Source organism: Paractinoplanes rhizophilus, from assembly GCF_042664765.1.
Taxonomy (GTDB): Bacteria; Actinomycetota; Actinomycetes; order Mycobacteriales; family Micromonosporaceae; genus Actinoplanes; species Actinoplanes rhizophilus.
On the sequence record NZ_JBHTBJ010000001.1, the window covers coordinates 395,287 to 419,804 of the forward strand.

At 71.7% G+C, this 24,518-nt stretch carries 22 protein-coding genes; 6 read left to right on the forward strand and 16 right to left on the reverse strand.

Going from position 1 to position 24,518, the window contains the following annotated elements; all coding sequences use genetic code 11:
• Nucleotides 1-9: 9 nt before the first annotated feature.
• The 4 genes from ptsP to ACFQS1_RS01765 all read right to left on the reverse strand — a co-directional run bounded on the left by ptsP (nucleotide 10) and on the right by ACFQS1_RS01765 (nucleotide 4,538).
• Nucleotides 10-2,466, reverse strand: coding sequence for a phosphoenolpyruvate--protein phosphotransferase (ptsP, locus tag ACFQS1_RS01750; RefSeq protein ID WP_378964084.1), 2,457 nt, complete (start codon nucleotides 2,464-2,466; stop codon nucleotides 10-12).
• Nucleotides 2,466-3,101: a dihydroxyacetone kinase subunit DhaL gene (gene dhaL, locus ACFQS1_RS01755; RefSeq protein WP_378964086.1), complete on the reverse strand. Its 636-nt coding sequence runs from the start codon at nucleotides 3,099-3,101 to the stop codon at nucleotides 2,466-2,468. Before dhaL ends, ptsP begins: the two co-directional genes overlap by 1 nt.
• Nucleotides 3,102-3,106: 5 nt before the next feature.
• Nucleotides 3,107-4,096 carry a dihydroxyacetone kinase subunit DhaK gene (gene dhaK / locus ACFQS1_RS01760; RefSeq protein WP_378964087.1) on the reverse strand — a complete coding sequence of 330 codons (990 nt, stop codon included), beginning with the start codon at nucleotides 4,094-4,096 and terminating at the stop codon, nucleotides 3,107-3,109.
• An 88-nt stretch (nucleotides 4,097-4,184) separates the two neighbouring features.
• Complete coding sequence (locus tag ACFQS1_RS01765) at nucleotides 4,185-4,538, reverse strand: DUF2238 domain-containing protein (RefSeq protein ID WP_378964088.1); 354 nt, start codon at nucleotides 4,536-4,538, stop codon at nucleotides 4,185-4,187.
• A gap of 228 nt (nucleotides 4,539-4,766) precedes the next feature.
• Between ACFQS1_RS01765 and ACFQS1_RS01770 the strand changes: the two genes are divergently transcribed.
• Nucleotides 4,767-5,804: an acyltransferase family protein gene (locus ACFQS1_RS01770; RefSeq protein ID WP_378964089.1), complete on the forward strand. Its 1,038-nt coding sequence runs from the start codon at nucleotides 4,767-4,769 to the stop codon at nucleotides 5,802-5,804.
• A gap of 7 nt (nucleotides 5,805-5,811) precedes the next feature.
• On the opposite strand, the gene ACFQS1_RS01775 is transcribed toward ACFQS1_RS01770, so the two are convergent.
• The 9 genes from ACFQS1_RS01775 to ACFQS1_RS01815 form a co-directional block, all read right to left on the reverse strand.
• Complete coding sequence (locus tag ACFQS1_RS01775; RefSeq protein WP_378964627.1) at nucleotides 5,812-7,815, reverse strand: PIG-L family deacetylase; 2,004 nt, start codon at nucleotides 7,813-7,815, stop codon at nucleotides 5,812-5,814.
• Complete coding sequence (locus tag ACFQS1_RS01780) at nucleotides 7,815-9,872, reverse strand: glycosyltransferase family 4 protein (RefSeq protein WP_378964091.1); 2,058 nt, start codon at nucleotides 9,870-9,872, stop codon at nucleotides 7,815-7,817. The genes ACFQS1_RS01775 and ACFQS1_RS01780 overlap by 1 nt, the downstream gene beginning before the upstream one ends.
• 1 nt (nucleotide 9,873) lies before the next feature.
• Nucleotides 9,874-11,406, reverse strand: a complete 1,533-nt coding sequence (locus ACFQS1_RS01785; RefSeq protein WP_378964629.1) for a stealth family protein — start codon at nucleotides 11,404-11,406, stop codon at nucleotides 9,874-9,876.
• A 44-nt stretch (nucleotides 11,407-11,450) separates the two neighbouring features.
• The gene (locus ACFQS1_RS01790) at nucleotides 11,451-13,247 is read right to left on the reverse strand and encodes a stealth family protein (protein ID WP_378964092.1); all 1,797 of its coding nucleotides are present in this window, start codon (nucleotides 13,245-13,247) and stop codon (nucleotides 11,451-11,453) included.
• 241 nt (nucleotides 13,248-13,488) lie between these two features.
• Nucleotides 13,489-14,622 carry a restriction endonuclease subunit S gene (locus tag ACFQS1_RS01795; protein WP_378964093.1) on the reverse strand — a complete coding sequence of 378 codons (1,134 nt, stop codon included), beginning with the start codon at nucleotides 14,620-14,622 and terminating at the stop codon, nucleotides 13,489-13,491.
• Nucleotides 14,615-16,129, reverse strand: coding sequence for a type I restriction-modification system subunit M (locus ACFQS1_RS01800; RefSeq protein WP_378964095.1), 1,515 nt, complete (start codon nucleotides 16,127-16,129; stop codon nucleotides 14,615-14,617). The genes ACFQS1_RS01795 and ACFQS1_RS01800 overlap by 8 nt, the downstream gene beginning before the upstream one ends.
• A 142-nt stretch (nucleotides 16,130-16,271) precedes the next feature.
• Nucleotides 16,272-17,669 (reverse strand): glycoside hydrolase family 6 protein, encoded by a 1,398-nt coding sequence (locus ACFQS1_RS01805; protein WP_378964096.1) that lies wholly within the window; start codon nucleotides 17,667-17,669, stop codon nucleotides 16,272-16,274.
• Nucleotides 17,670-18,105: 436 nt separating this feature from the next.
• Nucleotides 18,106-19,110: an Acg family FMN-binding oxidoreductase gene (locus tag ACFQS1_RS01810; RefSeq protein ID WP_378964097.1), complete on the reverse strand. Its 1,005-nt coding sequence runs from the start codon at nucleotides 19,108-19,110 to the stop codon at nucleotides 18,106-18,108.
• 499 nt (nucleotides 19,111-19,609) lie between these two features.
• Nucleotides 19,610-19,846, reverse strand: coding sequence for a hypothetical protein (locus ACFQS1_RS01815; RefSeq protein WP_378964099.1), 237 nt, complete (start codon nucleotides 19,844-19,846; stop codon nucleotides 19,610-19,612).
• A 97-nt stretch (nucleotides 19,847-19,943) separates the two neighbouring features.
• On the opposite strand from ACFQS1_RS01815, the gene ACFQS1_RS01820 reads away from it, so the two are divergent.
• Both ACFQS1_RS01820 and ACFQS1_RS01825 read left to right on the forward strand, forming a co-directional pair.
• A complete protein-coding gene (locus ACFQS1_RS01820) occupies nucleotides 19,944-20,141 on the forward strand; it encodes a hypothetical protein (RefSeq protein WP_378964100.1) in 198 nt (65 codons plus the stop codon).
• Complete coding sequence (locus tag ACFQS1_RS01825) at nucleotides 20,138-20,383, forward strand: aldo/keto reductase (protein WP_378964102.1); 246 nt, start codon at nucleotides 20,138-20,140, stop codon at nucleotides 20,381-20,383. Before ACFQS1_RS01820 ends, ACFQS1_RS01825 begins: the two co-directional genes overlap by 4 nt.
• 50 nt (nucleotides 20,384-20,433) lie before the next feature.
• Here ACFQS1_RS01825 and ACFQS1_RS01830 read toward each other — a convergent pair whose 3' ends face one another.
• Nucleotides 20,434-20,937: a MarR family winged helix-turn-helix transcriptional regulator gene (locus ACFQS1_RS01830; RefSeq protein WP_378964103.1), complete on the reverse strand. Its 504-nt coding sequence runs from the start codon at nucleotides 20,935-20,937 to the stop codon at nucleotides 20,434-20,436.
• Between the two features lie 10 nt (nucleotides 20,938-20,947).
• The gene (locus tag ACFQS1_RS01835) at nucleotides 20,948-21,649 is read right to left on the reverse strand and encodes a DUF4142 domain-containing protein (RefSeq protein ID WP_378964104.1); all 702 of its coding nucleotides are present in this window, start codon (nucleotides 21,647-21,649) and stop codon (nucleotides 20,948-20,950) included.
• Nucleotides 21,650-21,757: 108 nt separating this feature from the next.
• Between ACFQS1_RS01835 and ACFQS1_RS01840 the strand changes: the two genes are divergently transcribed.
• Nucleotides 21,758-22,144, forward strand: coding sequence for a DUF6582 domain-containing protein (locus ACFQS1_RS01840; protein ID WP_378964105.1), 387 nt, complete (start codon nucleotides 21,758-21,760; stop codon nucleotides 22,142-22,144).
• A gap of 118 nt (nucleotides 22,145-22,262) precedes the next feature.
• Here the strand turns inward: ACFQS1_RS01840 and ACFQS1_RS01845 are convergent, their stop codons facing one another.
• Nucleotides 22,263-22,832, reverse strand: coding sequence for a hypothetical protein (locus tag ACFQS1_RS01845; protein ID WP_378964107.1), 570 nt, complete (start codon nucleotides 22,830-22,832; stop codon nucleotides 22,263-22,265).
• A 74-nt stretch (nucleotides 22,833-22,906) separates the two neighbouring features.
• On the opposite strand from ACFQS1_RS01845, the gene ACFQS1_RS01850 reads away from it, so the two are divergent.
• Entirely contained in the window at nucleotides 22,907-23,818 is a 912-nt protein-coding gene (locus ACFQS1_RS01850) for a TAXI family TRAP transporter solute-binding subunit (RefSeq protein WP_378964630.1), read from the forward strand.
• A gap of 40 nt (nucleotides 23,819-23,858) precedes the next feature.
• Nucleotides 23,859-24,419 (forward strand): DinB family protein, encoded by a 561-nt coding sequence (locus tag ACFQS1_RS01855; RefSeq protein ID WP_378964108.1) that lies wholly within the window; start codon nucleotides 23,859-23,861, stop codon nucleotides 24,417-24,419.
• Nucleotides 24,420-24,518: the final 99 nt, after the last annotated feature.

Below are 24,518 nucleotides of genomic sequence, written 5' to 3' on the forward strand. Positions count from 1 at the left end.
GAAAGCTGCTCAACCGCTGAGCCGGCGGCGCACGGCGCTCGCGTCCGGCAGGCCGAGAGCCCAGTCCGCGCTTCCGGTCCCGCTCACGCGGACGGCCTCCTTCACCAACGGCACGGCGGCCGGGGCCACGCTCAGCTCGCGCACGCCCAGAGCGGTCAACAACGGGACCGCGGCTTCGTCGGCCGCGAGCTCGCCGCAGATCGCCACCGGCACGCCCGCGTTCCGGCACACCGCGTCGATCAAGCGCAGCACCGCGGGGTCGAGGCCATCCGCGGGCACCGCCGGATTCCCACGCTCCGCGGCGAGGGTGTACTGCGTGAGGTCGTTGGTGCCGATGCTGACGAAATCGACGTACGGCCGGAAAGTTTCCACCTTGAGCGCCGCGGCCGGGACCTCGACCATGATGCCCACCTCGAGGCTGTCCGGCGGCTTGCGGTCGCCGAGCATCCGCCGCGCGGCGATCAGTTCGTCGGCGCTGGTGACCATCGGGAACATCACGCTGACCGGGGTCCGGCGGGCGACCCGGACGATGGCGTCGAGCTGGGCGCCGAACAGGGCGGGATTTTCCAGGGAATGGCGCAGGCCGCGCACGCCCAGGAACGGGTTCTGCTCGGGGCGGCCTGGCGCGTACCGCAATGGCTTGTCCCCGCCGACGTCGAGGGTTCGCAGCGTGATCCGGCGCCCGCCCATCGCCTCGGCGATCTGCCCGTAGACGGAAACCTGCTCGTCGACGCCGGGCGCCTCGTCGCGGTCGAGGAAGAGGAACTCGGTGCGCACCAGGCCGGCCTGATCGGCGCCGTTCGCCGCCGCCTCGCGCGCGTCGGTCAGCGACCCGACGTTGGCCGCCACCAGGATCGGGACGCCGGCGCGGGTCACGGCCGGCTCGTGCGCCCGCCCGGCCGCCTCGCGCCGCCGGGCGTCGCGGACCGCGGCCCGGTCGCGAAACTGACCCACGACAGTTTCGTCCGGCGCGACCGCAAATTCCCCGGAGCCGCCGTCGAGGGCGATCGTGGTCCCGGCCGCGATGCCGAGCACGTCTCTCCCGGCGCCGACCACCATCGGAATGTTCCGGGCCCGTCCGATGATGGCCGCGTGCGCGGTCGGGCTTCCGCCGGCCAGCAGCACGCCGGCCACCCGGCGCGGATCGAGGCCGGCGGCCTCGGCGGGCGTGAGGTCGCCGGCGATCAGCACGCCGTCGCCGTCGAGCGGCTCGGCGGTCAGGCCGAGCAGCTGCCGGACAACTTGGTCGCCCACCGCGCGCACGTCGGCGGCGCGGGCGTTGAGGTACGAGTCGGGCAGCGCCCCGAACTCGGCCGCCACCCGCTCGGCGGCGTCCCGGAACGCGCGGGGCGCGGAATCGCCGCGCTGGATGCGGGCCGACACGTCGGAGAGCAGTTCGGTGTCGTCGAGGAGCAGCAAGTGCGCCCCGAAAATGTCGGCCGCCGCTTCGTCATCGGCCGCGGCGGCCCGCATCTCGCCGATGTCGCGCCGGACCGCCGCCACCGCGTCGTCGAGGCGGCGAGCCTCCACTTCGGCGCTCCGGGCGGTTGTTTCGGGAATGTGCGGCCGGCTCACGGCGGGCTGCCAGGCCGGTCCGATCCCGACGCCCGCCGAGGCAGCCTGGCCACGCCCCGGAGCCGGGACACGCTCCTCGGCACCGGGCCCGCGAGCCGGGACACGCTCCTCGGCAGCGGTTGCGAAGTCCTTGTCCGACCCGAACGGGCGGCCCGCCTCGTCGAACGCGCGGGCGGCGAGCTCCACCAGGTGGTCGACGGCGTCCCGGGCCTGCGGCCCGGAGGCTCGCAGCTCGATCTCGTGCCCCTGCAACACGCCCAGCGTCGCCACCCGGGACAGGCTGCCCGCCCGCACCCACGCCGACCCGGTGGTGCGGTTGCGGATCTCCACGTGCGCGTCGAACCGGCTCGCCGTGGTGACGAGCCGCGCCGCCGGCCGGGCGTGCAACCCGTGCCGATTCGTGATGGTGACGGCCCGCGTCGGCTCGGCCGGCCCGCCCGGGGACACCGGCGCGGGTGCCGGAGCGGACGCGGCGGATCGCGCCGGCGCGCCAAGGTGCGATTCCTTCGCCTCCAGCGCCCCCGCCGCCTCCGCTGCCACCTCGTCCCGCCCGGCGCCGCCGGCGGCCGAGACCACCGCCGCCACCAGCCCTTCCACCAGCGGCGCCGGGCACAGCACGGCCCGCTCCCGCACCGCGTCATCGACCATCTCCAGGGCCATCTCGGCCGAGAGCACCGCGCTGCCCAGGTCCATCAGGACGACCACGCCGTCGCCCTGGTCGGCGGCCGTGACCGCCGACGAGATGGCCACCGCGTCCGTGCCCAATGTGGACTCGTCCAGACCGGCGGCCACTTCGATCGGGACCTCCTGCCCGTGCAGCATCGACGACGCCAGGGCGACCGCCGCCGAGGCCAGCGCGTGGCTGTGGCTGACGACGACCAGCCCGACCATCAGGCCAGCACGGTCGCCGCGGCGGCCAGCAGGAACGTCACCGACGTCGCGCCCGGGTCCTGATGGCCGGCGCTGCGCTCACCCAGGTAGCTGGCCCGGCCCTTGCGGGCCACCATCGGGATCGTGGCCTCCCGCCCCTCCTCCGCGGCCCGGACCGCGGCGTCGAGGGCCGCGGCGAGGGGCTGCCCGGCCTCGATCGCCGCCTCCAGCGCCTCCACGGCCGGGGACAGGGCGTCGATCATGGTCTTGTCGCCGGGGGCGGCCTTTCCCCGCGCGACCACCCCGTCCAGGGCTGCGCGGAGAAGTTTCGCGACATCCGCGCCGTCCAGTTCCTCGGCGTCGCCGGCGGTGGAGGACATCCGCAGGAACGCCGTGCCGTACAGCGGACCGCTGGCGCCGCCGACCGTGCTGACGAGAGTCATTCCCGTACGCTTGAAGACCTCGGACGGACGGCCCGGACTCTCCGCGCGCAGCACCGTGACCACCGCGGTCATGCCCCGGTCCATGTTGACGCCGTGGTCGGCGTCGCCGATCGCCGAATCCAGCTCGGTCAGCATCTGTTTGTGCTCGCCGACCAGGCGGGCGAACTCGTGGATCCAGGCGACCAGCGCCGCCGTGTCGACGGTGTCGGCCATGGTGGTCAGACTCCCCACCGCAGCGCTGGCGTGCGCACGGGCGCGTCCCACAACCGCAGGATCTCGTCGTCGGCCTTGAGCAGGGTGACCGAGGCGCCGGCCATGTCCAGGCTGGTGATGTACGGCCCGACCAGCGACCGCGCGATCCGGACGCCGGCTTTCTCGAGGATCGCGGAAACTTCCGCGTACATGACGTAGAGCTCGATGAGCGGGGTGGCGCCCATGCCGTTGACGAAGGCGATCACGCCGTCGCCGCCGGTGAAATCGAGGTCGGCCAGGACGGGAGCGACCAGCATCTCGGCCACCTCGGCGGCCGTTCCGGCCGGGACGCGACGGCGGCCGGGCTCGCCGTGGATGCCGATCCCGACCTCCATCTGACCGGCCGGCAGGTCGAAAGTGGGCTTGCCGGCGGCCGGGACCGTGCACGAGGTGAGCGCCACGCCCATGCTGCGGGCGTTCGCGTTCACCTTTCGGGCGACCTCGGCAACTTCGCCGAGCGGACGGCTCTGCTCGGCGGCCGCGCCGGCGATCTTCTCCACCAGCACGGTCGCGCCGACGCCACGGCGGCCGGCCGTGTACAGGCTGTCCTGCACGGCCACGTCGTCGTCGACGACGACCGCCACCACCTCGGTCTCGACCATCTCGGCCGCCATCTCGAAGTTCATGACGTCGCCGGTGTAGTTCTTCACGATGTGCAGCACACCGGCGCCGCCGTCGACGCCCTGGGTGGCGGCGACCATCTGATCGGGTACGGGCGAGGTGAAGATTTCCCCGGCGCAGGCGGCGTCGAGCATCCCCATGCCGACGAAGCCCGCGTGCAGCGGCTCGTGACCGGAGCCGCCGCCGGAGATCAGGCCGACCTTGCCGCGGACGGGAGCGTCACCGCGGAAGACGACGCGCTGCTCATGGTCGACCCTCAGCTCCGGGTGGGCTGCCGCGACGCCGCGCAGGGCGTCAGCGACCACGCGCGCCGGATCGTTGATGAGCTTGTTCATACCGACAACTTACGCCGCCGCCGCGCCCGGGCCACCGCGATCGCGACCCCGATGATCGCGCCGGACACCGCAAGACAATGCCGGTAACTCAGGTGCACGGGACGGTCGAAGTTGTTGCGCTGCCAGCCGAAAGGTTCCGAGATGCGCACACCCCGGACAGCGCCGCGGTCCAGTCGTCGTAGGGCACGAACGAATAGATCCACCGGGCCGCGACCGATTGGAGAGCCAGGAAAACTAAAATCAGCAGAAATGACCCGTACGGGATGGGCCTGGCTCTTCGGACGAGCAGCAGCGCGACCAATCCGACCAGCGTGAGCGAATGGCGCATGGCCTGTTCGGCCGGGTAGAGGGGCCGCCGCCAGGTGACGGCCACGATCACCGGGACGTCTCGGCATCGGCATGAATGGATATCGGACGGCGCGACTTCGTCATCCGGCGGCATCCAGTTATGATCCACTGCCCCCGGCCGCGCTGCCGCTGCCGGAATCACTCCCGTTGACGCCGAGGACGATGCATGACGACCGCTTCCGCCACGATTCGCTCCACACCATCGGCGGCGGCGCGGCTCGACTCGCTGACCGGGCTGCGCTGGGTCGCGGCCCTGATGATCTTTTGTCTGCACATCTAGAGCGAGAGCAACTTCTTCGTCGCGGACAGCCGCGCCCAGCACATGCTGAACGTGGCGCTGGCGGCCGGGCGATCGGGAGTGTCGTTCTTCTACATCCTGTCCGGTTTCGTGCTGGCCTGGTCAGTGCGGCCGGCGGACACGGCGGGGCGTTTCTGGCGGCGCCGCTTCGCGAAGATCTACCCGAACCATTTCGTGACGTTCCTGCTGGCCGCGCTCCTGCTGTCGTGGCGGGGCCTCGAGGTGCTGAACCCGGAGCGGATCTTCTACAACCTCACGCTGCTGCACTCCTGGGTGCCCGCGCGCGACGACATCTGGTACTCGTTCAACGCCCCGTCCTGGTCGCTGAGCTGCGAGGCGTTCTTCTACCTCTGCTTCCCGCTGCTCTTCGCGGGACTGCGCCGGCTGCGCCCGGCGGCCTGGTGGGCCATCGCGGCGGGCTCGGGGCTGTTCGTCGCGGCTCTCCCGTTCGCCATCAAGCCGTTCGGCGAGCCGTTCGGATGGTCGCAGCATTTCATCGTGTACCACCTTCCGCCGGTCCGGATCGCCGAGTTCGTCCTCGGCGTCTGCCTCGCCCTTCTGGTACGCGACGGCCGCTGGCGCGGGCCGGGGATGTGGGTCAGCTTCGCGGTGATCGCCGCCGGCATGGCCGTCGCGGCGAACCTCCCCGAGGAGTACGGGCTCGCCCGCGACGCCGCCTGCACGGTCCTGGGCTTCGCGCTGCTCATCCCGGCGTGCGCCCTGGCCGACGTGCGCCGCACCCGGTCGATCTGGCGGGCCCGTCGCCTGGTCTGGCTGGGCGAGGTGTCCTTCGCCTTCTACATGGTGCACGAGATCTGCCTGTACGCGGTGCGGCACACCTTCGGCGACGACGAGCCGCACCGGCCGACGGTGGCCGCGCTGGTGCTGGTGCTGGCCACGTTCTGCCTGGCGCTGGCCGCCGCGGCGGTGCTCTACGAGGGCGTGGAGAAGCCGATGATGCGGCTGCTCGGGGGCGGCCGGAAGCGACCGGCGCCGCCGAGCGTGGCGCCGGCGCCCAGGCCGCTGGTGGGCGCGGCCACGACAACCGACGGGCTGACGTAGCGAGCCGTCAGATCGTCGTCCAGCTCCCGAAGGGGCTGGCCGGATCCGCGCCGCTCGCCCGGCAGACGTGCAGCCGCCCGTCCAGGCCGATCACCGCGAGAACCGCGCGCCCGGCCTGATCGGTGGCCAGCGCCGGGCCGCCGCTGATCTGCCCCGGCAGCCGGCGCCACCGCGATCCCGTGGCGGGCGCGGGAAGCACGGACAGGCTGGCCGTCGCGAAGCGGTTCCGCTGAGCCATCAGCAGGTCCCCGGCGCCGCGGGCGGGGTTGTCGAGCGCGGCGATCGGGCCGAGGCCGTCGTAGCCGCCGAACTCGGCCGGCTTGCCCGGCCAGGTGACCGGCTCCTCGTGCTCCCGGTACGCGAGCACCGTCCCGGTGCCGGCCTGCCGGAAGAGCAGACAGGCCCGGTCCCCCGCGGTCCGCACCACGCGCAGGCCGCCGCTGGCCACCGGCGTCGTCCGCAGCGTGTGGTGCGCGACGAGCGGGCCACCCTTCTCGGTCTGCCGCCAGTGCTGGACGGTGCGCTTCGCCGCCACGAACACCTGCACGAGCCCCGCGCCGCTGACGGCGGCCACCGGAACGTCCTGGAGCGGGCCGCCGCCGAGCTGCTCCCACGGCTGCCAGCCCTCGGCCGTCTGCCGGCGGACGCTCAGGCCGCCGGTGAAGTCGCGCACGAAGACCCAGAGGAAGCCGTCGGGGTCGACCGTGGCGGCCGGCACGCCGACCTCGCGCTGCTTGCGGCGGTCGGGGTCGGCCGACTCGGGGCCGTCGAGGGACTGCCAGCCGGAAAGTGTGCCGTGCTCGTCGACGGTGAAATGGCCGGCCTCGATGTCGATCCTGCCGTGCACGTCGGTGCGGCGCAGGGCGACGACGTGCACCGGGCCGGCGCCGCCGGCGGCCACGGCCAGCGTCGGCATCAGCCCGTCGCCGGTCAGCTCGGGGCCCTGCCAGGCGCCGGAGCCGGGTTTCCGCTCCGTCCACATCGCCAGCCGATCGCCGAGCACCGCGAACGCCGCGAGCGCGCCGGACGGGAGCCGGGTGAGCCACGTGGAGGTCGCGACGTACCGCTGGGCCGTGCTGAAGATGTGGGTGCTGCGGTACGGATTCGTGCCGAGCTGGTAGTCGCCGTGCCCGTACGCGAATCCGGGGTTCTCGGCGCCGTCGGCGCCTGCATACGTGCTCAGGTAGTCGGCCTTCTCCCGGTGGATCCGCTCGCTGAGGTTGTAGGCCCAGTACCGGTTCGCGTACGCCCGGTAGTACTCGACCACCGGCGGGTTCGGGTTGTCGCGGCTCACCCGCTGGACGGCCCGGATGGTCAGACGGGCCGTCGCGGTGTGCTCCGGATGGTCCGAGCACACGAACTCCGTCTTGCCCCAGTCGTGCTCGGGGTCCGGGTCCAGAGTGCGGATCACCGCCGGGCGATACCGCTCGATCAGCTCCACCACCGCGGCGGTCAGCGCCTCCAGCGAGACGCTCTGCACGGGAGTCCTCAGGTCCAGCGAGGGCAACGTGGGCACGTGCTCGATCTCGCCGTCGAGCAGCGGCGGGAAGGTGTGGTACGAGCGGCCTCCGGCCTGCCGGTGGGCGAGGTTGAAGAAGTAGAGGACCACGTGCGGAGCGGCCTTGAGCGTGTCCCGCTCGACGATCAGGCCGCCGTCCAGCGTGACGGCCTCCTGCCGCCACGGGCTGTCCACCGGGAGCCCGGCCATCCGGGCGTACGCGCGGCGCAGCCCGACATGCCGCGCCGTCGAGTAGGCGGCGTGGTGGACCGGGGTCTTCTCCCGGTCCGGGTCGCTGGTGTCGACGTTGATGCCGTCGCCCTCGCCGGCGGTGAGCACCACGCCGATCGCCGGCACCTTCGCGGCGATCGCCATGCGGACGTGGGGATTGACGAAGTAGAGGTCGTCGTCCGGGTGCGCCACGAGGGTCATCGCCGGCCCCGGGTGCCAGCTGCCGTCGGCCGGCGCCGGTTTGCCCGGCCCGCCGCGCAGCGAGCGCAGCCAGCCCCGCATCACGGCTGCCGATCCGAGACGACGAACGAGAGCCCGCTCTGGATGGTCAGGTACGGGGTGATGCGGACCTCGGCCATCGGGGTCTCCTCGTAGAGCTCGGGTGGTTGCTCCTCGTCCACGCGCACGGACGGGTAGACGTAGGTGCGCTTGCGCTCGACGACGTCGTCCATCAGCCGGGCGATCGGGATCGGGGTCCCGTCCACGCCGCGCGACACCGAGGCGTCCCAGTCCTCGTACCGCAGCAGCCGGGCGGCGGCCAGCCGGTCCACCGGCACGTCGAAGGCGAACCGGCCGTCGCCGTCGCTGGTGCCCGCGACGGTCACGGTCTCGGGGCGTTCGCGGCGGCTGAGCGTCAGCACCGGGGTGGTGTCGCCGAAGCTGCCCGCGACGACGCGGCCGGTCACCGTGATCGTTTCGAGGCCGTACCAGATCTGGTGCAGTTCGGCGTGCTCGTCCCGGGTCCACGCGGCCACCGCGAGGAACTTGTCCTTGGTCTCGTACGGCACGTTGCGGGTGAAGGGCGCGCTCGCACCGCCGCCGATCAGCTCCCGGGTGTCGAGCAACCCGGCCCGCAGGCGGTGCAGGCCGTCGCGCCGGTCGGCCACGTACAGGTCCCAGCGGCCCTCGGCGAACACCGGGGACGCGGCGGGGAAGGAGGCCGTCCACTGTGCCGGGTCGCCGCCGAGCGGGAACCGGACGGCCTTGCGGACTCCCTCGATGCGGCGTGGCCGGCAGACCAGATCGGTCAGGTGCCGCGGCAGGCCGGCGCCGGCGACCGTGACGACCACGTGACCGTTCTCCACCCGGCACGCCGCGACGGGAGTGGTCTCCTTGCGGGGCCGGAGGTCGGGAAGTATGCGCATCAGGGCCCGGCCGCCGGACCGCAGCGTGTGCGCGGGGGCCCGCAGCCGCGACGCGCCGGCCGTCAAGTGCTGCTGGAACAGCTCCTCGTACCGGGCGGCCACCGGTTCGGGGTCGTAGCGCCGCGCGTTCTCCCGTGCGGCGGCGCCCAGCCGGACCCGCAAGGCGTCGTCGTTCATCAGCCGCAGCAGGGCCGCCGCGATGGCGTCGATGTCGCCGGTCGGGACGAGCAGCCCGTCCACCCCGTCGTCGATGATCTCGGCCGGGCCGACCGGGCACGCGGTGCTCACGACGGGCAGCCCGCAGCGCATCGCCTCGACGATGGTCATCCCGAACGACTCCTGGTCCGAGGTGACCGCCGCGATCGAGCCCTTCACCCACTCGGCCTCCAGCGGCGCGTAGCCGCCCATCCGGAAGACGTGGTTCTGCAACCCCAGATCGCCGATCAGGACGCCGAGCGGGCGCGACTCGCCGCCGGTGCCGTAGATGCGCAGCGTCCAGTCCGGCCGCTCGGTGATGACCTTGGCGAACGCCCGGACCAGCAGGTCGTACCGCTTGATCGGGTGCAGGCGGCCGGCCGCCACCACGATCTTGCGGTCGCCGCGGGCGGGCGTCACGTGCGGCTCGGGAACGCTGTTGGGGATCGCCAGCACGGGCGGTGCGCCCGCGCCCAGCACCTCGCGCACAGCGGCGGCGTCGGCCTCGGTGACCGCCGTGACCGCCGAGAGGGCCGGATAGTGGGCACGCATCTGCTCGTGGACGGACGCGGGAATCATGTCCTGCGTCATGTGCTCCTGGGCGATGCGCACGCTGCCGGGCCGGCCCAGCCGGGCCACATAGAGGTTGAGGGCCGATCGGGTGCCGGCCACCACATCGTACGGGGTGCGCCGCAGGTATTCGCCGACGCGCTCGTCGGTCAGCCGGCTGTAGAAGCGGTAGAACTCCTCCTCGACCGGCACCAGCTCGGACATCTCGCGGCCGCGCGGGTCCTTGCTGTCCGCGGTGCCGCGGCGCAGGTCGACGAGTCCCACCACCGAGACCCGCGACGGGATCTCCATCATCGGCCGGTCGAGGCGGCGCAGCACCGACACGATCTCGACGTCGTGCCGCTTGGAGAGCTCGGTGGCCAGGTTGATGACGGTCCGGTTGGTGCCGCCGACGCCGTAGACGTTGTGGACCAGGATGGCGATCCGCATGTCAGGCCTGCTTCTCGTACGGGCTCGGCACCGGGAAGTAGCCGTCCAGGAACGGCCGCAGCACCGCGTCCTGCACCGCCAGCTGGTCCTCGGTGGAGAAGGCGTCGTTGATGCAGTACGCCTCCCAGTCCCGCCGCTCGAGGGCCCGGGCCAGGCGGGCGGCGAGGTCGGGAACCGCGAGCTGGACGTAGCCGTACTTCACCGAGCCGGGCAGCGCGCGGCCACTGAGGAAGGCGTAGTGGTGGTAGAGGTTCGAGACCGGCGAGAGGTCCTCGGTGCTGCGGAAACGCGAGGCCATGGTGGCCGTGTACTCGGCCCGGAACTCGGCCTCGATCTCGGCCATCACGCTGCGCCGCAGGGCGTACGGGACGTGCTGGAAGACCTGAGTGGTGACCGGCCCGAACTTGTCCGCCAGCAGCCGGCGGTTGTTCTTGTGCGCCGCGTCGACCGGGGTGTCGTCGACCCGGACCGGGCCGACCGGCACCCGCCCCTGCGACAGGAAGAACTTCGACAGGCCGTTGGCCAGGAAGAACGTCTGCGGCGCCAGCGGGCGGCCGAAGAACATGTCGTCGTTGAGATAGAGGAAGTGCTCGGCCATGCCGCCGATGCGATGCAGCTGGCTCTCGATCGCGTGCGAGTTGAACACTGGCAGCACGGTCGGGTCGCTGAAGATCTCCTTGTGGCTCACCACCCGGATGTTCGGCTGGGTGCTGTCCAGCCACGGTGGCGTCTGCTCGTCGGTGACGATGTAGATGTTGCGGATCCACGGGGCGTTGGCGTGGATCGACCGCAGCGAGTAGCGCAACTCGTCGCGGCTGAGGAACCGGGCGGCGCTGGCCGACTCGGCGTGGTACGTCTCCCCGGTCACCTGCGCGCGCTTCTGCTGCCAGGCCGGGTCGGTGCCGTCGACCCAGGTGTAGACCAGGTCGATGGGGAAGGTGATGTCGTCCGGCAGCGTGACGGTCATCTCCGGGCGGGTGCGCACCGGGGGCAGCGTCCGGCCGACGCCGGCGAGCCGGGTGAACAGCTCCATCGGCGCCTCGACCGGCGTGTCCTCGCCCGGCAGCACCCGGCCCACGCGGTTGTGCCGCGGGCCCCAGATCCGGCCGTCCCGGGCGGTCCCCCAGAACTCGATGTCGCAGCCGTACTCACGGCCGTACACCAGCGTCTGGGTGGGGTCGGTGCGGAACCAGACCAGGCGCAGCACCTTGGCGCCGGCGACCTTGCCCCACGCGGCGTCGTCGGCGCCGTCCAGCAGCACGTCGCGCACGGCGGGCTTGGGCATGATCGAGGAGAGGTAGGCGCGCGACCGCCGGGCCAGGCCGGCCAGCGCGGCGACGACCGCGTCGCGCTCGTCGGCACGCACCCCGATCACGGGTACGCGGTCCTCGAGGCCCCGCACGGCGAAGTGCTCGACGCCGGCCTCGGCCAGCGCCTGCGCCACCGCGACGTGGTTGAGCGTGCGCGCCTGCAGGGGGGTGAGCCCCGGGTGCACGTGCACCGTCCGCGGCGTCATCTGGATGGACATCTCCACCGCGTACAACGGCTCTCCTCGTGTGGTCTGTCGACGGCCGGTGATCAATGTTTCTGCAGCGAGTGTCGGCCCCGGCGGGACAGCTGCTCGGGGATGATCGCCGTGGTGCCGTGCCGGGCCTCGCGGGCCAGCGCCGTCGCGGTGAACCGGGCGCGCTCGTCGGCCACGTCCTCCGGCAGCTCGAACTCCGAGCGGAACGGGAAGTACTTGGGCAGGAAGTCGGCCATCATGGCGGCCTGCTCGTCCAGCGCCACCGTCGCGGAGTCGGTGTCGTTGAGGCAGAAGACGTCGCAGTGCCGGCGCGAGAGCAGGAACGCCAGCTGCACCGGCGTCGAGGGGTGCGCCAGATCGGCGTACGTGTATTTGATGGTGCCGGGAACGGCCCGCTTGGTGAGGTACGCCCAGTAATGCTGGAGCGACGACGGGATCGACAGGTCCTTCGGGTGCCGGAACGGATGCTCGGAGGTCTGCTTGACCTCCTCGGGCAGCCACTTCTCGATCTCCTCGAGCACGCCCTTCTGCAGCGGGTACGGCACGTGCTGCATCTTGCGGGTGATGCTGCGCTCGAACAGCTCCTGGATGTGCCGGCGGTTGTTCTTGCCGGCCGCGGTCACCGGCGCGTCGAAGACCGTCGCCGGGCCGGCCTCCAACTGCGCGGTGGACTGGAAGAACTTCGCGATGCCGTTGGCGTGGAAGAACGCGTTGGGCAGCACCGGCCGGCCCAGGAACATGTCGTCGTTGAAGTAGATGAAGTGCTCGGCCAGGTCGGGAATGCGGTGCAGCCGCGACTCGATCGCGTGCGAGTTGAAGGTGGGCAGCACGCCGGTGTCGCCGAACAGCTCCCGGTGGCTGATCACGGTCAGCCGCGGCGAGTCCGGATCCAGCCACGACGGCAGCTGGTCGTCGGTGACCAGGAAGACATGCCGCACCCAGGGCGCGAACGACGCGATCGACCGCAGCGAGAAGCGCAGCTCGTCGCGGCTGATGAAGCGCGACTGGTTCGTCGCGATGGTGTTGATCTGCTCCTTGCCGAACGCGGCGAGCGACTCGTTCTTGCGGGCCAGCCAGTCCGGGTCGCTGCCGTCGACCCAGGTGTAGACCACGTCGATCGGGAAGCGGACATCCTCGGCCGGCACGCCGGCGAACTCCGACCGGGTGCGGTACCGCGGCTGCTCCTCGGTGACCGACAGGATCGGGTTGAGCGCGACCGGCGGCACCTGGTGATACTCGGCCTCGGCGGGCAGCACCGAGGCGACCTCGTTGCGCCGCGGGCCGGCGATGGTGTCGGGCGCGCCGCCGACGCCCTTGATCGTGCGCCAGAACTCGATCTCGCAGGCCGACCCGCTGCCCAGCACCGTGGCGCCGTGCGGGTCGGTCACCGGGAAGAAGACCTGCACGCCGGTCTTGCCGCGCCGGCTGGGCCGGAAGCCCTCGTCGGTCGCCTCGCCGGTGCGGATTCGGGCGCCGGCCGTCTCGGGGTCGGTGCGCAGCACCTCGAGCGTGCGCTCGCGGTCACGCTTGTGCACGGCGACGGCGCTGTGCAGCCGGTCGGTCGGACGCAGGCAGAAGTATTCGATGCCGGCTCGGTCGAGGACCGCGGTGACCGCCGACAGGTTGCGGTGCCAGGCGCCGGCCGGCGTCGTGTCGGCCTCGACCGTCGCGTGCAGCGTGGTGCCGGCGTCCCGGGTCTTGATCAGCGAGCCGGGCGTCGCGGGGTGGGCCAGCGAGCGCTGCCGGGTGAGCCGGCGGACCAGCCACAGCTGCCGATGCGGCGGCAGCACCTCGATCAGCCGCAGCCGGTAGTCCTTCGGCAGCAGGCGGTAGAACCGCAGCGCGATCATGCCTCGGCCCTCGGGGACCAGCAGGCCCCTGAGCAGGACAGATCAAGTCCCTCTTCGCGCAACATTCCGAGCCATCCCCGTATCCCCGTGTGCAGTTCGCACGGCGGGATCGACCGGAACAGGGTCGATCGGTCGCCGTGGCGGATGCAGGGTAACCAACCCGTGAACGCGAGACAATCTCGAGGTTTCCCTGCTGGAAGGTTTCCGAACTTTTGCCCGTTTCAGGGTTGGCGTCGAACCCTCAAGGGCGGCGGTGCTCGTCGATGGTTACATTTCGTGTCAACAGCCGGGGCAACAGGTAGTCGCGCAGCTCGGTGAGGGTGGCGTTCTCCTCGGCCAGCCGCTGACGCAGCGCGAACAAGGGATCGACACGCTGGGTGAATGCGGCGATCACGTCGGCGGGCGGCAGGCGTACGGGCACCGCGAGGGCGTGCGATCGATTGAGCCCGGGAACCGCCGAGTCCTGATTCATCCGGTCAAGACCCAAATTCAGGAGCATATGGTACGCGTACGGAAAGCTGACGTTTTTGCGTTTTATACGTACATAATACGTCGTGTCGATCGGGAAGAACCTCTCGGCGCACCAATGGACCGAACCGACCGTGCCCTTGCGGCCGACGATGATGCCGGGGCCTGGGGCCAGCGCCTCGTCGTGCCGGCCGACCCGGCCCGCGCTGCCGAAGACGGGCACGTCACCGGCACGCCGCAGCCGCGCCGGGAGGGCTCGCCCGTAGGCCAGATCGAGGATGTCGCCCAGCCGGCCCGCGCGACTCGCCCCGGCGTCCGCCCTCGCGAAATCGGCGGAGGCGAGATCGTGGGCGGTGCGGGCGGTCGCCTCGTTGGCAGCGATCTTGTCGTCGAGGGCGCCGAGGACGCCGGCGATCGCCACCTGATGGCGCAACGGGGGGATCAGTATCGGTAGCGCGGCGAGGATGCCGAGGTTGATGTGCGGCACGCCGGTGGTGATCGCGCTGTTACGGATCGTGTCGACCATCGCCCGCGATCGGAACTGGTAGTACACGAAACGCGGATCGGCCTTGACCGGGTCGACGCGCAGGCGCATCTGGCTCTGCGAGACGACGTAATTGTCGTATTCCGCGGGGACTATTCCCACCTGGCCCAGCGTGCCGCGCTGGGTGAAGACGACATCGCCCGGAAGAGCCTGATTCGCGGAAAGTTTCCGCGCTTTCGCCGGCGTCACGAAAACCAGCTCGGAACTGTCGAAGTAGCCGTGCGACGCGAGATTGACGCCGCGAATGACCGGCACCCCGGACGGGACGTAGTCCTTGCCGCCCAGCGAGGAGCCGAACGGGCCACCGACCAGCCCTCTCGGCGCCGCCACGTCGCGCAGCGTCCCGGTTCGCCAGTCAGCCATTCAGCCGCCCGAGCTGCTCGCGCACCACGGCCTCGAGCCGCGCGGACTCCTCGAACCGGGCGTGGAGCTCCTTGACGAGCCGCTCGATCCGGTCGGCGACCGGCTCGTGGTCGTCGCGGCTCTCGGCCGCGCCGACATAGCGGCCCGGGGTGAGCACGAAATCCTGGGCGGCTACCTCGGCGATGGTGGCCGAGTAGCAGAAACCGGGGACGTCTTCGTACTCCTCCCCCGTTTCCGTTTGTCGCTCGTGCTCGGGTCCGGATTCTGTTTCTCGCTTGCAGTCGTGGCCGGATTCGATTTGTCGCTTGTCCTCGTCGCCGGCTTCGATTTGTCGCTTGGATGCGCTTCCGGTTGCCTGGCGCCACGCGTGGTAGGTGCCCGCTATCCGGGCGATGTCGGCGTCGGTCAGCACCCGCTCGGTGCGGTCGGCCATCGTGCCCATGGCCCGCGCGTCGACGAACAGGATCTGGCCGCGCCGGTGGCCCTTCTCCCGGGCGAGAAACCACAGGCAGGCCGGGATCGCGGTGGTGCGGAAGAGGTTTCCGGGCAGTGCCAGCATGCAGGCGACCAGGTCGTCCCGCACGAGGGCCGCCCGGATCGCGCCCTCACCCTGCTGGCGTGCCGACATCGACCCGTTGGACAGCACGACGCCCGCGCTGCCGCGAAGTTTCGCGACGATGTGCTGGAGCCAGGCGAAGTTCGCGTTCGCGAGCGGCGGCACGCCGTAGACCCAGCGCGGGTCGGCCGGGTCCCGCTGCCAGTCCGACTGGTTGAACGGCGGGTTGGCGAGGATGAAGTCGGCGCGCAGCCCCGGGTGCAGGTCGCGGGCGAAAGTGTCGGCCCAGGTCCGGCCCAGGCCGCCCGGGTCCATCCCGTGGATGGCGAGGTTCATCTTCGCCAGCCGCCAGGTGCGCTCGTTGCTCTCCTGCCCGCGCACGGCGACGTTCCGCCCGCGAAACTTGGCGGCCTGCACGAACATGCCGCCCGACCCGCAGCACGGGTCGTAGACGTCGCCCTCGTACGGCTCGAGCATCTCGACGAGCAGCCGGACCACGCCGGCCGGGGTGTAGAACTCCCCCGCTCGTTTCCCCTCGGCGCGCGCGAAACGTTCCAGGAAATATTCGTACGCCTCGCCCAGCACGTCCTGCGCCGGCCGGTCGCCGTCCGCGGTGAACCGGGCGTCGCCGATCAGCTCGACGATCTCGCCGAGCCGTTGGGGGTCGACCTTGCCGAAGACCTTGGGCAGCACGCCGGCGAGCGCCGGGTTGTCCCGCATGACCGCGTCCATGGCGGCGTCGAGCCGCTCCCCGAGCGGCCGCTGCCCCGCGGCCGCGGTCAGGGCCGCCCAATCAACGCCGAGCACCCGGGCGTCCGACACGTACTTGAGGAAAACCAGCCCGAGGATGAACTCGCGGTACTCGCCCGCGTCGACCGAGCCGCGCAGCTTGCCGGCGGCCCGCCAGAGGATGTCCTGGATCTCGCGGGTGCTGGATGCGCGTGCCGGCATCCGCACAGGCTGCCACAGACGCAGCTTTCTTTGCGGGAACGCCGATCGTGGCGGAAAGTTTCGGCCATGGGAGACGCCATCGGCGCCAGCCGACCGGCCGGGCCACGGTATTCCGCGGCCCGGCCGGTCGGTTATCGATCGGTCAGCGGGACGCGCAGGTGATAGTCGGCGTGGAGGGCGCGCCGTTGGCGAGGAAACCGAACTGCGCGGAGGTGTTCGGGGCGAGCGAACCGTTCCACGAAACATTCCGGACGGTCACGGTGGGCGAGCTGCTCACCATCTCGCCGTTCCAGATCTGGGTGATGGACTGGCCCGAGCCGAGCGGCCAGCTGACCGTCCAGCCGCTGATCGCGGCGTTGCCCGCCGTGACCGTGACCGAGCCCTGGAAGCCGCCCTGCCACGAGCCGGCCGTCTGGTAGACCGCCGAGCACGCCCCGGCCGGCGCCGTGGTCGGCGGAGTCGTGGGCGGCGTGGTGGGCGGGGTGGTGGGCGGGGTGGTCGGAGGCGTCGTCGGCGGGGTCGTCGGCGGCGTGGTGGGTGCGGTCGTCGGCGGCGTGGTGGGCGGGTTCGGGGCGCCGTTCGCCAGGCTGTAGGCCAGGTCGGGCTGGAACGACCCGGCCGCGTAGCGGCAGCCGTCCGCCTCGCCCGGGGGCTTCACCCACAGATAGGCGTCGATGTTCCCGTCATTGGTCGCGGTGGTCGGGTACTGCCCGATCCGCCGGTCGGTGTTGTCGTCGCCGCACCAGTCGCCGCTCGCTCCGCCGTTGCGGCTCGTGTCGATGACCTGCCGCTTGCCGCTGACGCCCTGGCCGTTGAGCGCGGAGATGATGTTCCGCCCGTACGCGGCCTCGGAGCTGGTGGGGTTGAAGTTGGAGACGTTCGAGTAGAAGCCGTCGGCGTCGGCGACACCCGCCGCCACCAGGCGCCCGGCCTGATCGCCCGCGCTGTTCCACGTGGAGTGGCCGGCGTCGAGGTAGACCTTCGCGTTCGGGTTGGCCCGCTTGATCGTTTGTGTCGCGGTGCGCAGGGCCTGGTCACGCGCGTTCTTTTCGCTGGCGCTGAGGCAGGTCTGCAGGGCGAGCGAGTCGGGCTCCAGCATGATCAGGACGGTGCTGCCGCCGAGACCGCGCGAAAGGTTTCCGATCCAGGTCTGGTAGGTGCCCAGGTCGGGCGCGCCGCCGGCGGACGCGCCGCCGCAGTCGCGGTTGGTGATGCCGTAGAGCGTGAGGGCGGGGATCTGACCGGCCGCGTTGGCCGCGTTCACGTAACCGGAAACTTCGGCCTGGACGGTGTTGACGTTGAAATTGGACATCCATCGCGTGGCCGGCTGGCTGGCGATCTTGTCCCGGATCACGCCGGCACGGTAGTCGTTGGGATTGGACGCGACCCAGCGGGCCACGGCGGTGTCGGGATCGCGGTAGAGGGCGCCGCTGATCTGTCCGGCACTGGCAGTGCCGGTGGAGACCCACACGCCGGCGGCGGCGGTCAGGCAGGCAACGGCGGCGATGGTCAGTCGCCGTTTTGCGGGGAGAGGGGGCACGGGGAGGTCCTTCCAGAGACGGGGGTCTATGGGAGCGCTCCCAAGGTAACCTGCCGGAAATTTCCAGGCAACTGTCAACGCACCTTGTTTCAGCACGAGCAAGCGTTAAATCGCCCGTCGAGCCGCCGGGGGCGTCGAGGGCGCCACCGAGGACACCGTCGGTAGCCGTGAAACGGTTCCCTCGGAGGCCGCGGCTCAAGAACAGATTTCGCCGCCCGTGCGCGCGTCACCGCCGGGCCAGCGGGCACACCGATCAGGGGCAACTTTCGCGCAGAGCGCCGCCCTCGATTCAGCAGGCGGCGTGCAGCTCAGCGGCAACTTTCGCGCAGCGCGCCGCCCTCGATTCAGCAGCCGGCGTGCAGCTCAGTGGCAACTTTCGCGCGGCGTGTCACCCCGGGTCAGCGGGCGCGCCGCTCAGGGAAACTTTCGCGCGGCGTCACCGCCGGGTCAGCGGGTGCGCCGGTCGGTGGGCGCTCTCGTGGGCCGGGTCGCCGCCGATCAGGACCTCGGTCACCGGGCGGCGCGGGGTGCGGCCCGACGTGCGGCCGTAGCCGATCCGCAGGACCATCTGGACGGAAAGGCCGGCGACCGGGTCGAGCAGCCTCCGGCGGATCTCGGGAACCTCGACCGGCTGCCCGATCGGCGTGGCGGCGAGACCGTGCCACGTGGCGGTGAGCAGCACCCGTTGCAGGGCCTGACCCGCACGCAGCCAGGCCGCACGGTCGTCGCCGTGGGTGGCCAGGACCACGATCATCGGGTACGGCTCGAAGCTCTCCCGCCGGCGCGGCTTTCCGGAGAGTTGCGCGAAATCGCGGATTGGGACCGCTTCCAGGGCGTCCCAGGGACCGGCCGCCCAGATCGGCACCCCCTCGTGGCGGGTGTCGCCGGTCCATCGGGCGAGTTCCGTGCGATAGCCCGGGCTCTCGCGCAGCACACGGTCGGCGGTGCCGGCCAGGCGCAGGATCGCGTCGCGGCCGTCCGGAGTGGCCACGGCCAGGGTCGCGCCCTCGGCGCGCGCCGCATCGCGCAGTTTGTCGAGGACCTCCGCGGGCACCGGCAGGTGGGCGAAGGGCAGCCGGTTGGTGTGCCGATGCGGTATCGCCTCGGCCAGGGCCGCGATCTCGTCGCTGACCGGTGCGGGATGGGCGGCCGTCACCCGTGCCACCACGCCGGGCTCGGGGAAGAGCTGCAGGTCGTTGAGGTAGCCGGCCACCCGCAGGGCGAGCCGCAGGTTGAGGACCGCCGCTCCCACGCTCATCATCAGCTCGCGCCCTTGAGGGTCGAGCACGGGCAGCCGGCGCTCGTGGTCGGCGAACACGTCGATCCTCCCGGACCGGATCCGGAACCGCCACGGCTGGCTGTTGTGCAACGACGGCGCGGCGGTGGCGGAGCGGACGCAATCCACCAGTACCTTTCGCGAGGGCGGGACGATGATGTCCATGGCCTTTCACCTCCACCTCGAGCCTCGCGCAGCGGGGCGCGAGGGGGCAGAGGCTTTGGTCCCGCCCGGGCCGGGCCTGGCGGATGCCGGGCAGAAGCGGGGCGGCAAACGGCCCGGGGCTCACAGGGCCGCGACGCTGAAGAGGGGCGGGCGCGGGCATCATGCGGAGCTGGGTGCCACGGTGGTGCGGCGGTCGGCCGGGGGGCTGCGTGAGGGCTCGCGGGTGATTGCCGGCCCGACGGCTGTGCCCGCGCAACGCACCGCCTCGCGGCGTACCGTCCGGCGCGAGGCACGGCATGCGTTGGTCGCCGCTCAAATATTACGAAGTCATCCCTGCCTGGCCTGGCATTGCCACGCGCCGCGCACTGCCACGCGCCGCGCACTGCCACGCGCCCGCGCACTGCCACGCGCCGCGCGCCTGGCGCGGCCGGGCATGCCGCGCCCGGTTGTGCGCCGGGCCTACGCAGCATGCAGCCGGAGTCGCGGCGGGCGTGCGACGTCAGGCGCCGGAGGCGCGGCGGTCCTCCTCGGCGTCGTCCTTGCCGACCGGGACGCCGTCCGAGTCGCGGTGTGCGTCGGTGAGGTCGGCGTCGGCGCCCGAGGCGGCCGCGTCGGCTTCGGCGTCGGACGCGCCGACGGTGGGGCCGGTCTTCTCGTCGGCCTGTTCGTGCTCGGTCAGGTCGGCGGCGAAGGGCACGGCGGCGGGGATTCCCTGCGGGGACGATCCGGCGGTCATGGCGAGCTCCTTTCCGGGGTCGACCATGCGCATACCCGGGAGCGGACGGATCAACCACTCTTGTCCCGGCCGCACCCGGCTGCTACGCATCCGGTGTATGACGCGGGATGAGGTCGATGTGCCGGGACGCGCGAGCACCGCGGCGGCCAGTCATCGGACTACGACGGTCGAGACGCACGACATCCGGCTGCACACCCGGCCGAAGCCGGCCATGGAGAACGAGGACGAAAATTTGCCCGCCACCAATCCACCCGAGTTCGGCGGCGCACCTCGCGCGGCCGAGGTGCGCTCGTGACCGAGCTTCCGCTCTCCCGCGCCGGGCAGGGTGCGCCCAGCTCGGCAACCTCTTACACGGCGATCGATGACGCGACGGCTTTCGCGACGGTCGACGCGGCGTGGCAGGAGGGAGTCCGATACTTCGACACCGCGCCGCACTACGGGCTGGGGCTCTCCGAACGGCGGCTCGGCGCGGCGCTGCGCGACCGGCCGCGCGACACTTTCGTGGTCATGATCCTCGAGAACAGCACGTCGCCGTAGCGCTTGATCCTGATGTGCCGGGCGGGGGCGACGGCGTTCCGGGGGCGTCGTCACACGGATGACTCGTGCAGTTGTGCGCCTTGCCAGCGGCGCTGCCACTCGGCGTCGGTCGGCTCGCCGGCGGCCTCGGCGAGGGCGTTGAGGGTGGCGGCGAAGCCGAGCGGCCGGGTCAGCGACAGCTCGGCCACCAGCGCCGAAATTTGCTCGCGGCGGCGGCGCATGACGTCGCCGACCAGGGTGCGGCCGGGCCCGGTCAGGGTCACCCAGACGGCGCGGCGGTCCTCGGGCCGCGATACCCGGGCGACCAGTCCCTTGGCGACCAGCCGGTTGCACATGCGCGTCGCCGTCGACGAGGTCACCGCCAGCTCCTGGGCCAGGTCGACGATCCGCTGGGGGCCGCGCGTGACCAGCACCACGAGGGCGCGGAACTGCGGCAGGGTCACGTCCTCGTCCAGCCCGGCCAGGGATCGGGCGGCCACCGCGACGAAGACGCGGCTCACCGTCAGCAGCGCACCGACTACCTCTTCCTCGGCCGAGGACAGTGTTTCCGTCACGTCCGACAGGTTAACGGCGGGAGCGCATGATACGGAGGCTGGCGAACGCCGCGATCGCCAGCATGCCGATCAGCATGGTCCACAGCACGATGGGGCTCACCGGCGGGTTGATCCCCGCGTTGGCCGTGGCCATCCCGATCGCGGACAGGTCCTGGGCCGGCGGCATGGCGGCGGGCGGCAGCTTCTCGTACTGGACCAGGCCCGTGCTCTCCAGCATCTTCATGTGGTTCGAGACGAACGTGTTGGCCTGGTCGGCCAGCTTGCGCACGACCGGGTTGCGGGTCGCCGCCCGCACCGCCCCGATGACCGGGAAGATCTTTCCGTGCGCGGCCCGCAACCGGGTCACGAAAGTCTGGTCGAACCGGGCGCCCTCGGCGTTCTGCAGCTCGCTGAGCCATCCCGACTGCTCGGCCGTCGGCGTCGCCGGGATGGTCGCGCCCAGCTCGTTCGCCGCGTCGACGACCAGCTGGTCGAGCTGCACGTGCTGATCGGCGATGTATTGCCCCACGGCCCGCATCTTCTCGGTGCTGCCCTTCTGCGCGGCCATCTGACCGGCGGGCATCTCCCAGAGCCCGGCCTGGCGCACGCCGTTGAGCAGGGCCTGGTCGGCGGCGTTGAGCTGCGTCGGCACGCCCGGGGCCGCCATCGCGGGCGCCGGGACGAGGGCGAGCACGGCGACCACGGTGGCGCCGGTGAGCAACGTACGGATCATCGAGGACCTCCCATCGACGGTCAGTACGGAGCGCCGGGCGAAAAGGTTCACATGTGCACGCAAATTTGGAGGGAGCATGATCGATGACTCGATGGGTAAGCCAACGACATGGCCACACGGACGAATGAACTGGACGCAGAGGACCGCAACTCGCTGCCGGAGAGCGCGTTCGCCTTCCCGCGCGAGCGTAAGGAGCCGCTCACCGACACCAGCCATGTGCGCAACGCGATCGCCCGCTTCGACCAGGTGCGGGACGTGACCGACGCGGAGCGCGAGGAAGCTTTCCGGCGCATCCGGAAAGCTGCCAAGAAACATGGCGTGCAGATGACCGAGACCCGCTGGCAGGAGCTGGGCAAGCCGGCGGCCGGCCGCAAGTCGTCGGACAAGCCGAAGTCGAAGGCCCAGCTGTACTCCGAGGCGCGCAACCGCGGCATCGAGGGGCGCTCCCGGATGACGAAGGACGAATTGATTCGCGCCCTCGACAAGAAGCGCTGAGGCCGGCCGGCGCGCCGCAGAAGGCGACGCCCGGCGGAAGGACCGTGCCGAAAGTTGCTTCCGGATTATCTGAGATGTCGGACTTCTCCGCGGGGTCTGGCGGGTCCGCTGGAACGCGTCAGGCGGCCGCCGGCACCCCGCGGGCCGGGATCGCCACCATGAAACAGCCGGGCCGGCGCGAAACTTCGGGCGAAACATCGAGCACGCGCGCCGCGCGTACCAGAACGGCGGCCATCTCGTGATCACCCAGCCGGACCGACGTCAGCTCGCCCCGGCGGCGCCGGCCGCCGGCGAGCAGGGCGGCGCGCCACGCCGCGTGCGCGAGGGTGACCCGCTGCGCGTGCCGCGGCGACGAGGAGCCGAGCGTCTCGGTGGAGAGCAGCGCCTGCCGGCCCTGACGCCAGGCGGCGGCCACCATCCGGGCGGTCGCGCGGTGCTGGGCCTCGGGAATCAGCACGCGCTGCAGGTCGTAGCGCCGACGGCCGCCCCCCGTGTGCACCTCGCGTTCCGCCGCGCACCCCAGACGGGTCAGCAACGAGGTCAGGCGGCCGGCGGCGTCCTCCCGGTCGAACTCGATCATGGAGGCGGGCTGCCCCTGGGCGACCGCGCACCGCAGGAGGCACGCCACCTCGAAAGCCGCCGGCAATGCCGCGGCAAGCACGATGTCCCGGACCTGATCGTGGTTCATCTCGACACCGTGGCCGATCGGGCCGTTCGGCGGGTACACCGCCGGGCAGGACTTGAGGGAAACTTGCGCGGGTGATTCGCCGCCGTGCCCTGTTGGGGGGACTTGTCGCGCTGACGGTCTCCGGCTGCGTCGGCCGGGAGCCGCGCCGTCGCACGGTCCGCATCGCGACCGGGAGCCCCACCGCGGTCTATTACGCGATCGGTTCCGCGTTCGCGCGGGTCGTCGAGCAGGATCTGCCCGGGACCGAGGCGAGCGTGCTGGTCACCGCCGCGTCGGCGGAAAACCTCCAGCTGATCGCCTCCGGGCGGGCGGAGGTCGGCTTCAGCCAGTCGGACGTGCTGGTCTCCGCCGGCGTTCCGGCGCGGTCGACGGTCGCGCTGGCCCGGGTGTACGACGACCTGCTGCACCTGGTGGTGCGGGCCGACAGCAAGATCCGGTCCTTGGAGGACCTGCGCGGCAAGAAAGTTTCCGTGGGCGCGCGGGGGTCGGGCACGGTGATCACCGTGCGGCGCCTGCTGACCGTGGCCCGGATGACCGGCATCGACGAGCGGCAACTCGGCCTCGACGACTCGACCGCCGCGCTGACCAGCGGCGCGATCGACGCGTTCTTCTTCTCGGGCGGCCTGCCGGTGACCGGCATCCGGCAACTCAGCCTGTCGTCCCCGGCCCGCCTCGTGGACCTTTCCCCGTGGGCGAGCGAACTGCGAAAGGCCTACAGCGACGTGTACGTCGTGCGCGACGTCCCGGTGTCGGCGTACCAGATGCCCGCCGTCGCCACCGTGGCCGTGCCCAACCTGCTGGTCGTCGCCGCGTCGATGGCCGATGACCTGGCGTTCGACCTGACCCGGTTGCTGCTGGAGCGGCGTGAGGTGCTGGCGGCGGCCCACCCGGCGGCGGAACGGCTGGACATCCGCTCGGCGATCGCCACGCTGCCGGTGCCGCTGCATCCCGGGGCGGCCCGGTACTACCGCTCGGCCAAGCCGTAAACGGTTTGCACGCCGGGCGGTGGCTCCGCATCGTGGCACGATGAGCGACCTACCCCAGCGGTGGACCCGGGCCACCGTCTACCCCGACATGTGGGCGGACCCCGACGACGACCCGCGCAACAGCGACGGACCGGCCCCGGACGGGGAGCTGCCGACCTTTCGCGACGTGCTGGGAAACTTTCGGCTCACCCTGCTCATGAAGTGCGACGGGCTGGATCCCGAGCAGCTCGCCCGGCGGTCGGTGCCGCCGTCGACGATGTCGCTGCTCGGGCTGGTGCGGCACATGGCCGAGGTGGAACGGGACTGGCGCACATGGATCCGCCCGGACGAGCCGGCCGCGAAACTTTACGGCGTGCCGGACGGGGATTTCGACGGCGCCGTCGCGGACCAGGCCGTGGTGGGCGGCGCTTTCGCGGATCTGGCCCGGGAGCAGGCGGCGACGGACGAGGCGTTGCTGATGCACCCGGATCTGGGTGAGCGGCTGGGCAGGGACGGCATCGCCGTCCGAGAGCTGTGGGTGCACCGGGTCGAGGAGTACGCCCGCCACTGCGGCCACGCCGACCTGTTGCGCGAATGTGTCGACGGCCGGGTCGGCCAATGAGCCGCGGACGGCCGGCGCGTGGCGCGCATGTGACGCACGCCGGACCGCCGGGACCACCAGATCCGGCCGTCCCACCACCTGGGTAACGTCCGGGGAGCC

Coding starts and splice junctions, on each gene's coding strand:
- ptsP (WP_378964084.1), bottom strand. CDS start 2,466: ATGGTCGGGCTGGTCGTCGTCAGCCACAGCCACGCGCTGGCCTCGGCG.
- dhaL (WP_378964086.1), bottom strand. CDS start 3,101: ATGGCCGACACCGTCGACACGGCGGCGCTGGTCGCCTGGATCCACGAG.
- dhaK (WP_378964087.1), bottom strand. CDS start 4,096: ATGAACAAGCTCATCAACGATCCGGCGCGCGTGGTCGCTGACGCCCTG.
- ACFQS1_RS01765 (WP_378964088.1), bottom strand. CDS start 4,538: ATGCCGCCGGATGACGAAGTCGCGCCGTCCGATATCCATTCATGCCGA.
- ACFQS1_RS01770 (WP_378964089.1), top strand. CDS start 4,767: ATGCTGAACGTGGCGCTGGCGGCCGGGCGATCGGGAGTGTCGTTCTTC.
- ACFQS1_RS01775 (WP_378964627.1), bottom strand. CDS start 7,815: ATGCGGGGCTGGCTGCGCTCGCTGCGCGGCGGGCCGGGCAAACCGGCG.
- ACFQS1_RS01780 (WP_378964091.1), bottom strand. CDS start 9,872: ATGCGGATCGCCATCCTGGTCCACAACGTCTACGGCGTCGGCGGCACC.
- ACFQS1_RS01790 (WP_378964092.1), bottom strand. CDS start 13,247: ATGATCGCGCTGCGGTTCTACCGCCTGCTGCCGAAGGACTACCGGCTG.
- ACFQS1_RS01795 (WP_378964093.1), bottom strand. CDS start 14,622: ATGGCTGACTGGCGAACCGGGACGCTGCGCGACGTGGCGGCGCCGAGA.
- ACFQS1_RS01800 (WP_378964095.1), bottom strand. CDS start 16,129: ATGCCGGCACGCGCATCCAGCACCCGCGAGATCCAGGACATCCTCTGG.
- ACFQS1_RS01810 (WP_378964097.1), bottom strand. CDS start 19,110: ATGGACATCATCGTCCCGCCCTCGCGAAAGGTACTGGTGGATTGCGTC.
- ACFQS1_RS01815 (WP_378964099.1), bottom strand. CDS start 19,846: ATGACCGCCGGATCGTCCCCGCAGGGAATCCCCGCCGCCGTGCCCTTC.
- ACFQS1_RS01820 (WP_378964100.1), top strand. CDS start 19,944: ATGACGCGGGATGAGGTCGATGTGCCGGGACGCGCGAGCACCGCGGCG.
- ACFQS1_RS01835 (WP_378964104.1), bottom strand. CDS start 21,649: ATGATCCGTACGTTGCTCACCGGCGCCACCGTGGTCGCCGTGCTCGCC.
- ACFQS1_RS01840 (WP_378964105.1), top strand. CDS start 21,758: ATGGCCACACGGACGAATGAACTGGACGCAGAGGACCGCAACTCGCTG.
- ACFQS1_RS01845 (WP_378964107.1), bottom strand. CDS start 22,832: ATGAACCACGATCAGGTCCGGGACATCGTGCTTGCCGCGGCATTGCCG.
- ACFQS1_RS01855 (WP_378964108.1), top strand. CDS start 23,859: ATGAGCGACCTACCCCAGCGGTGGACCCGGGCCACCGTCTACCCCGAC.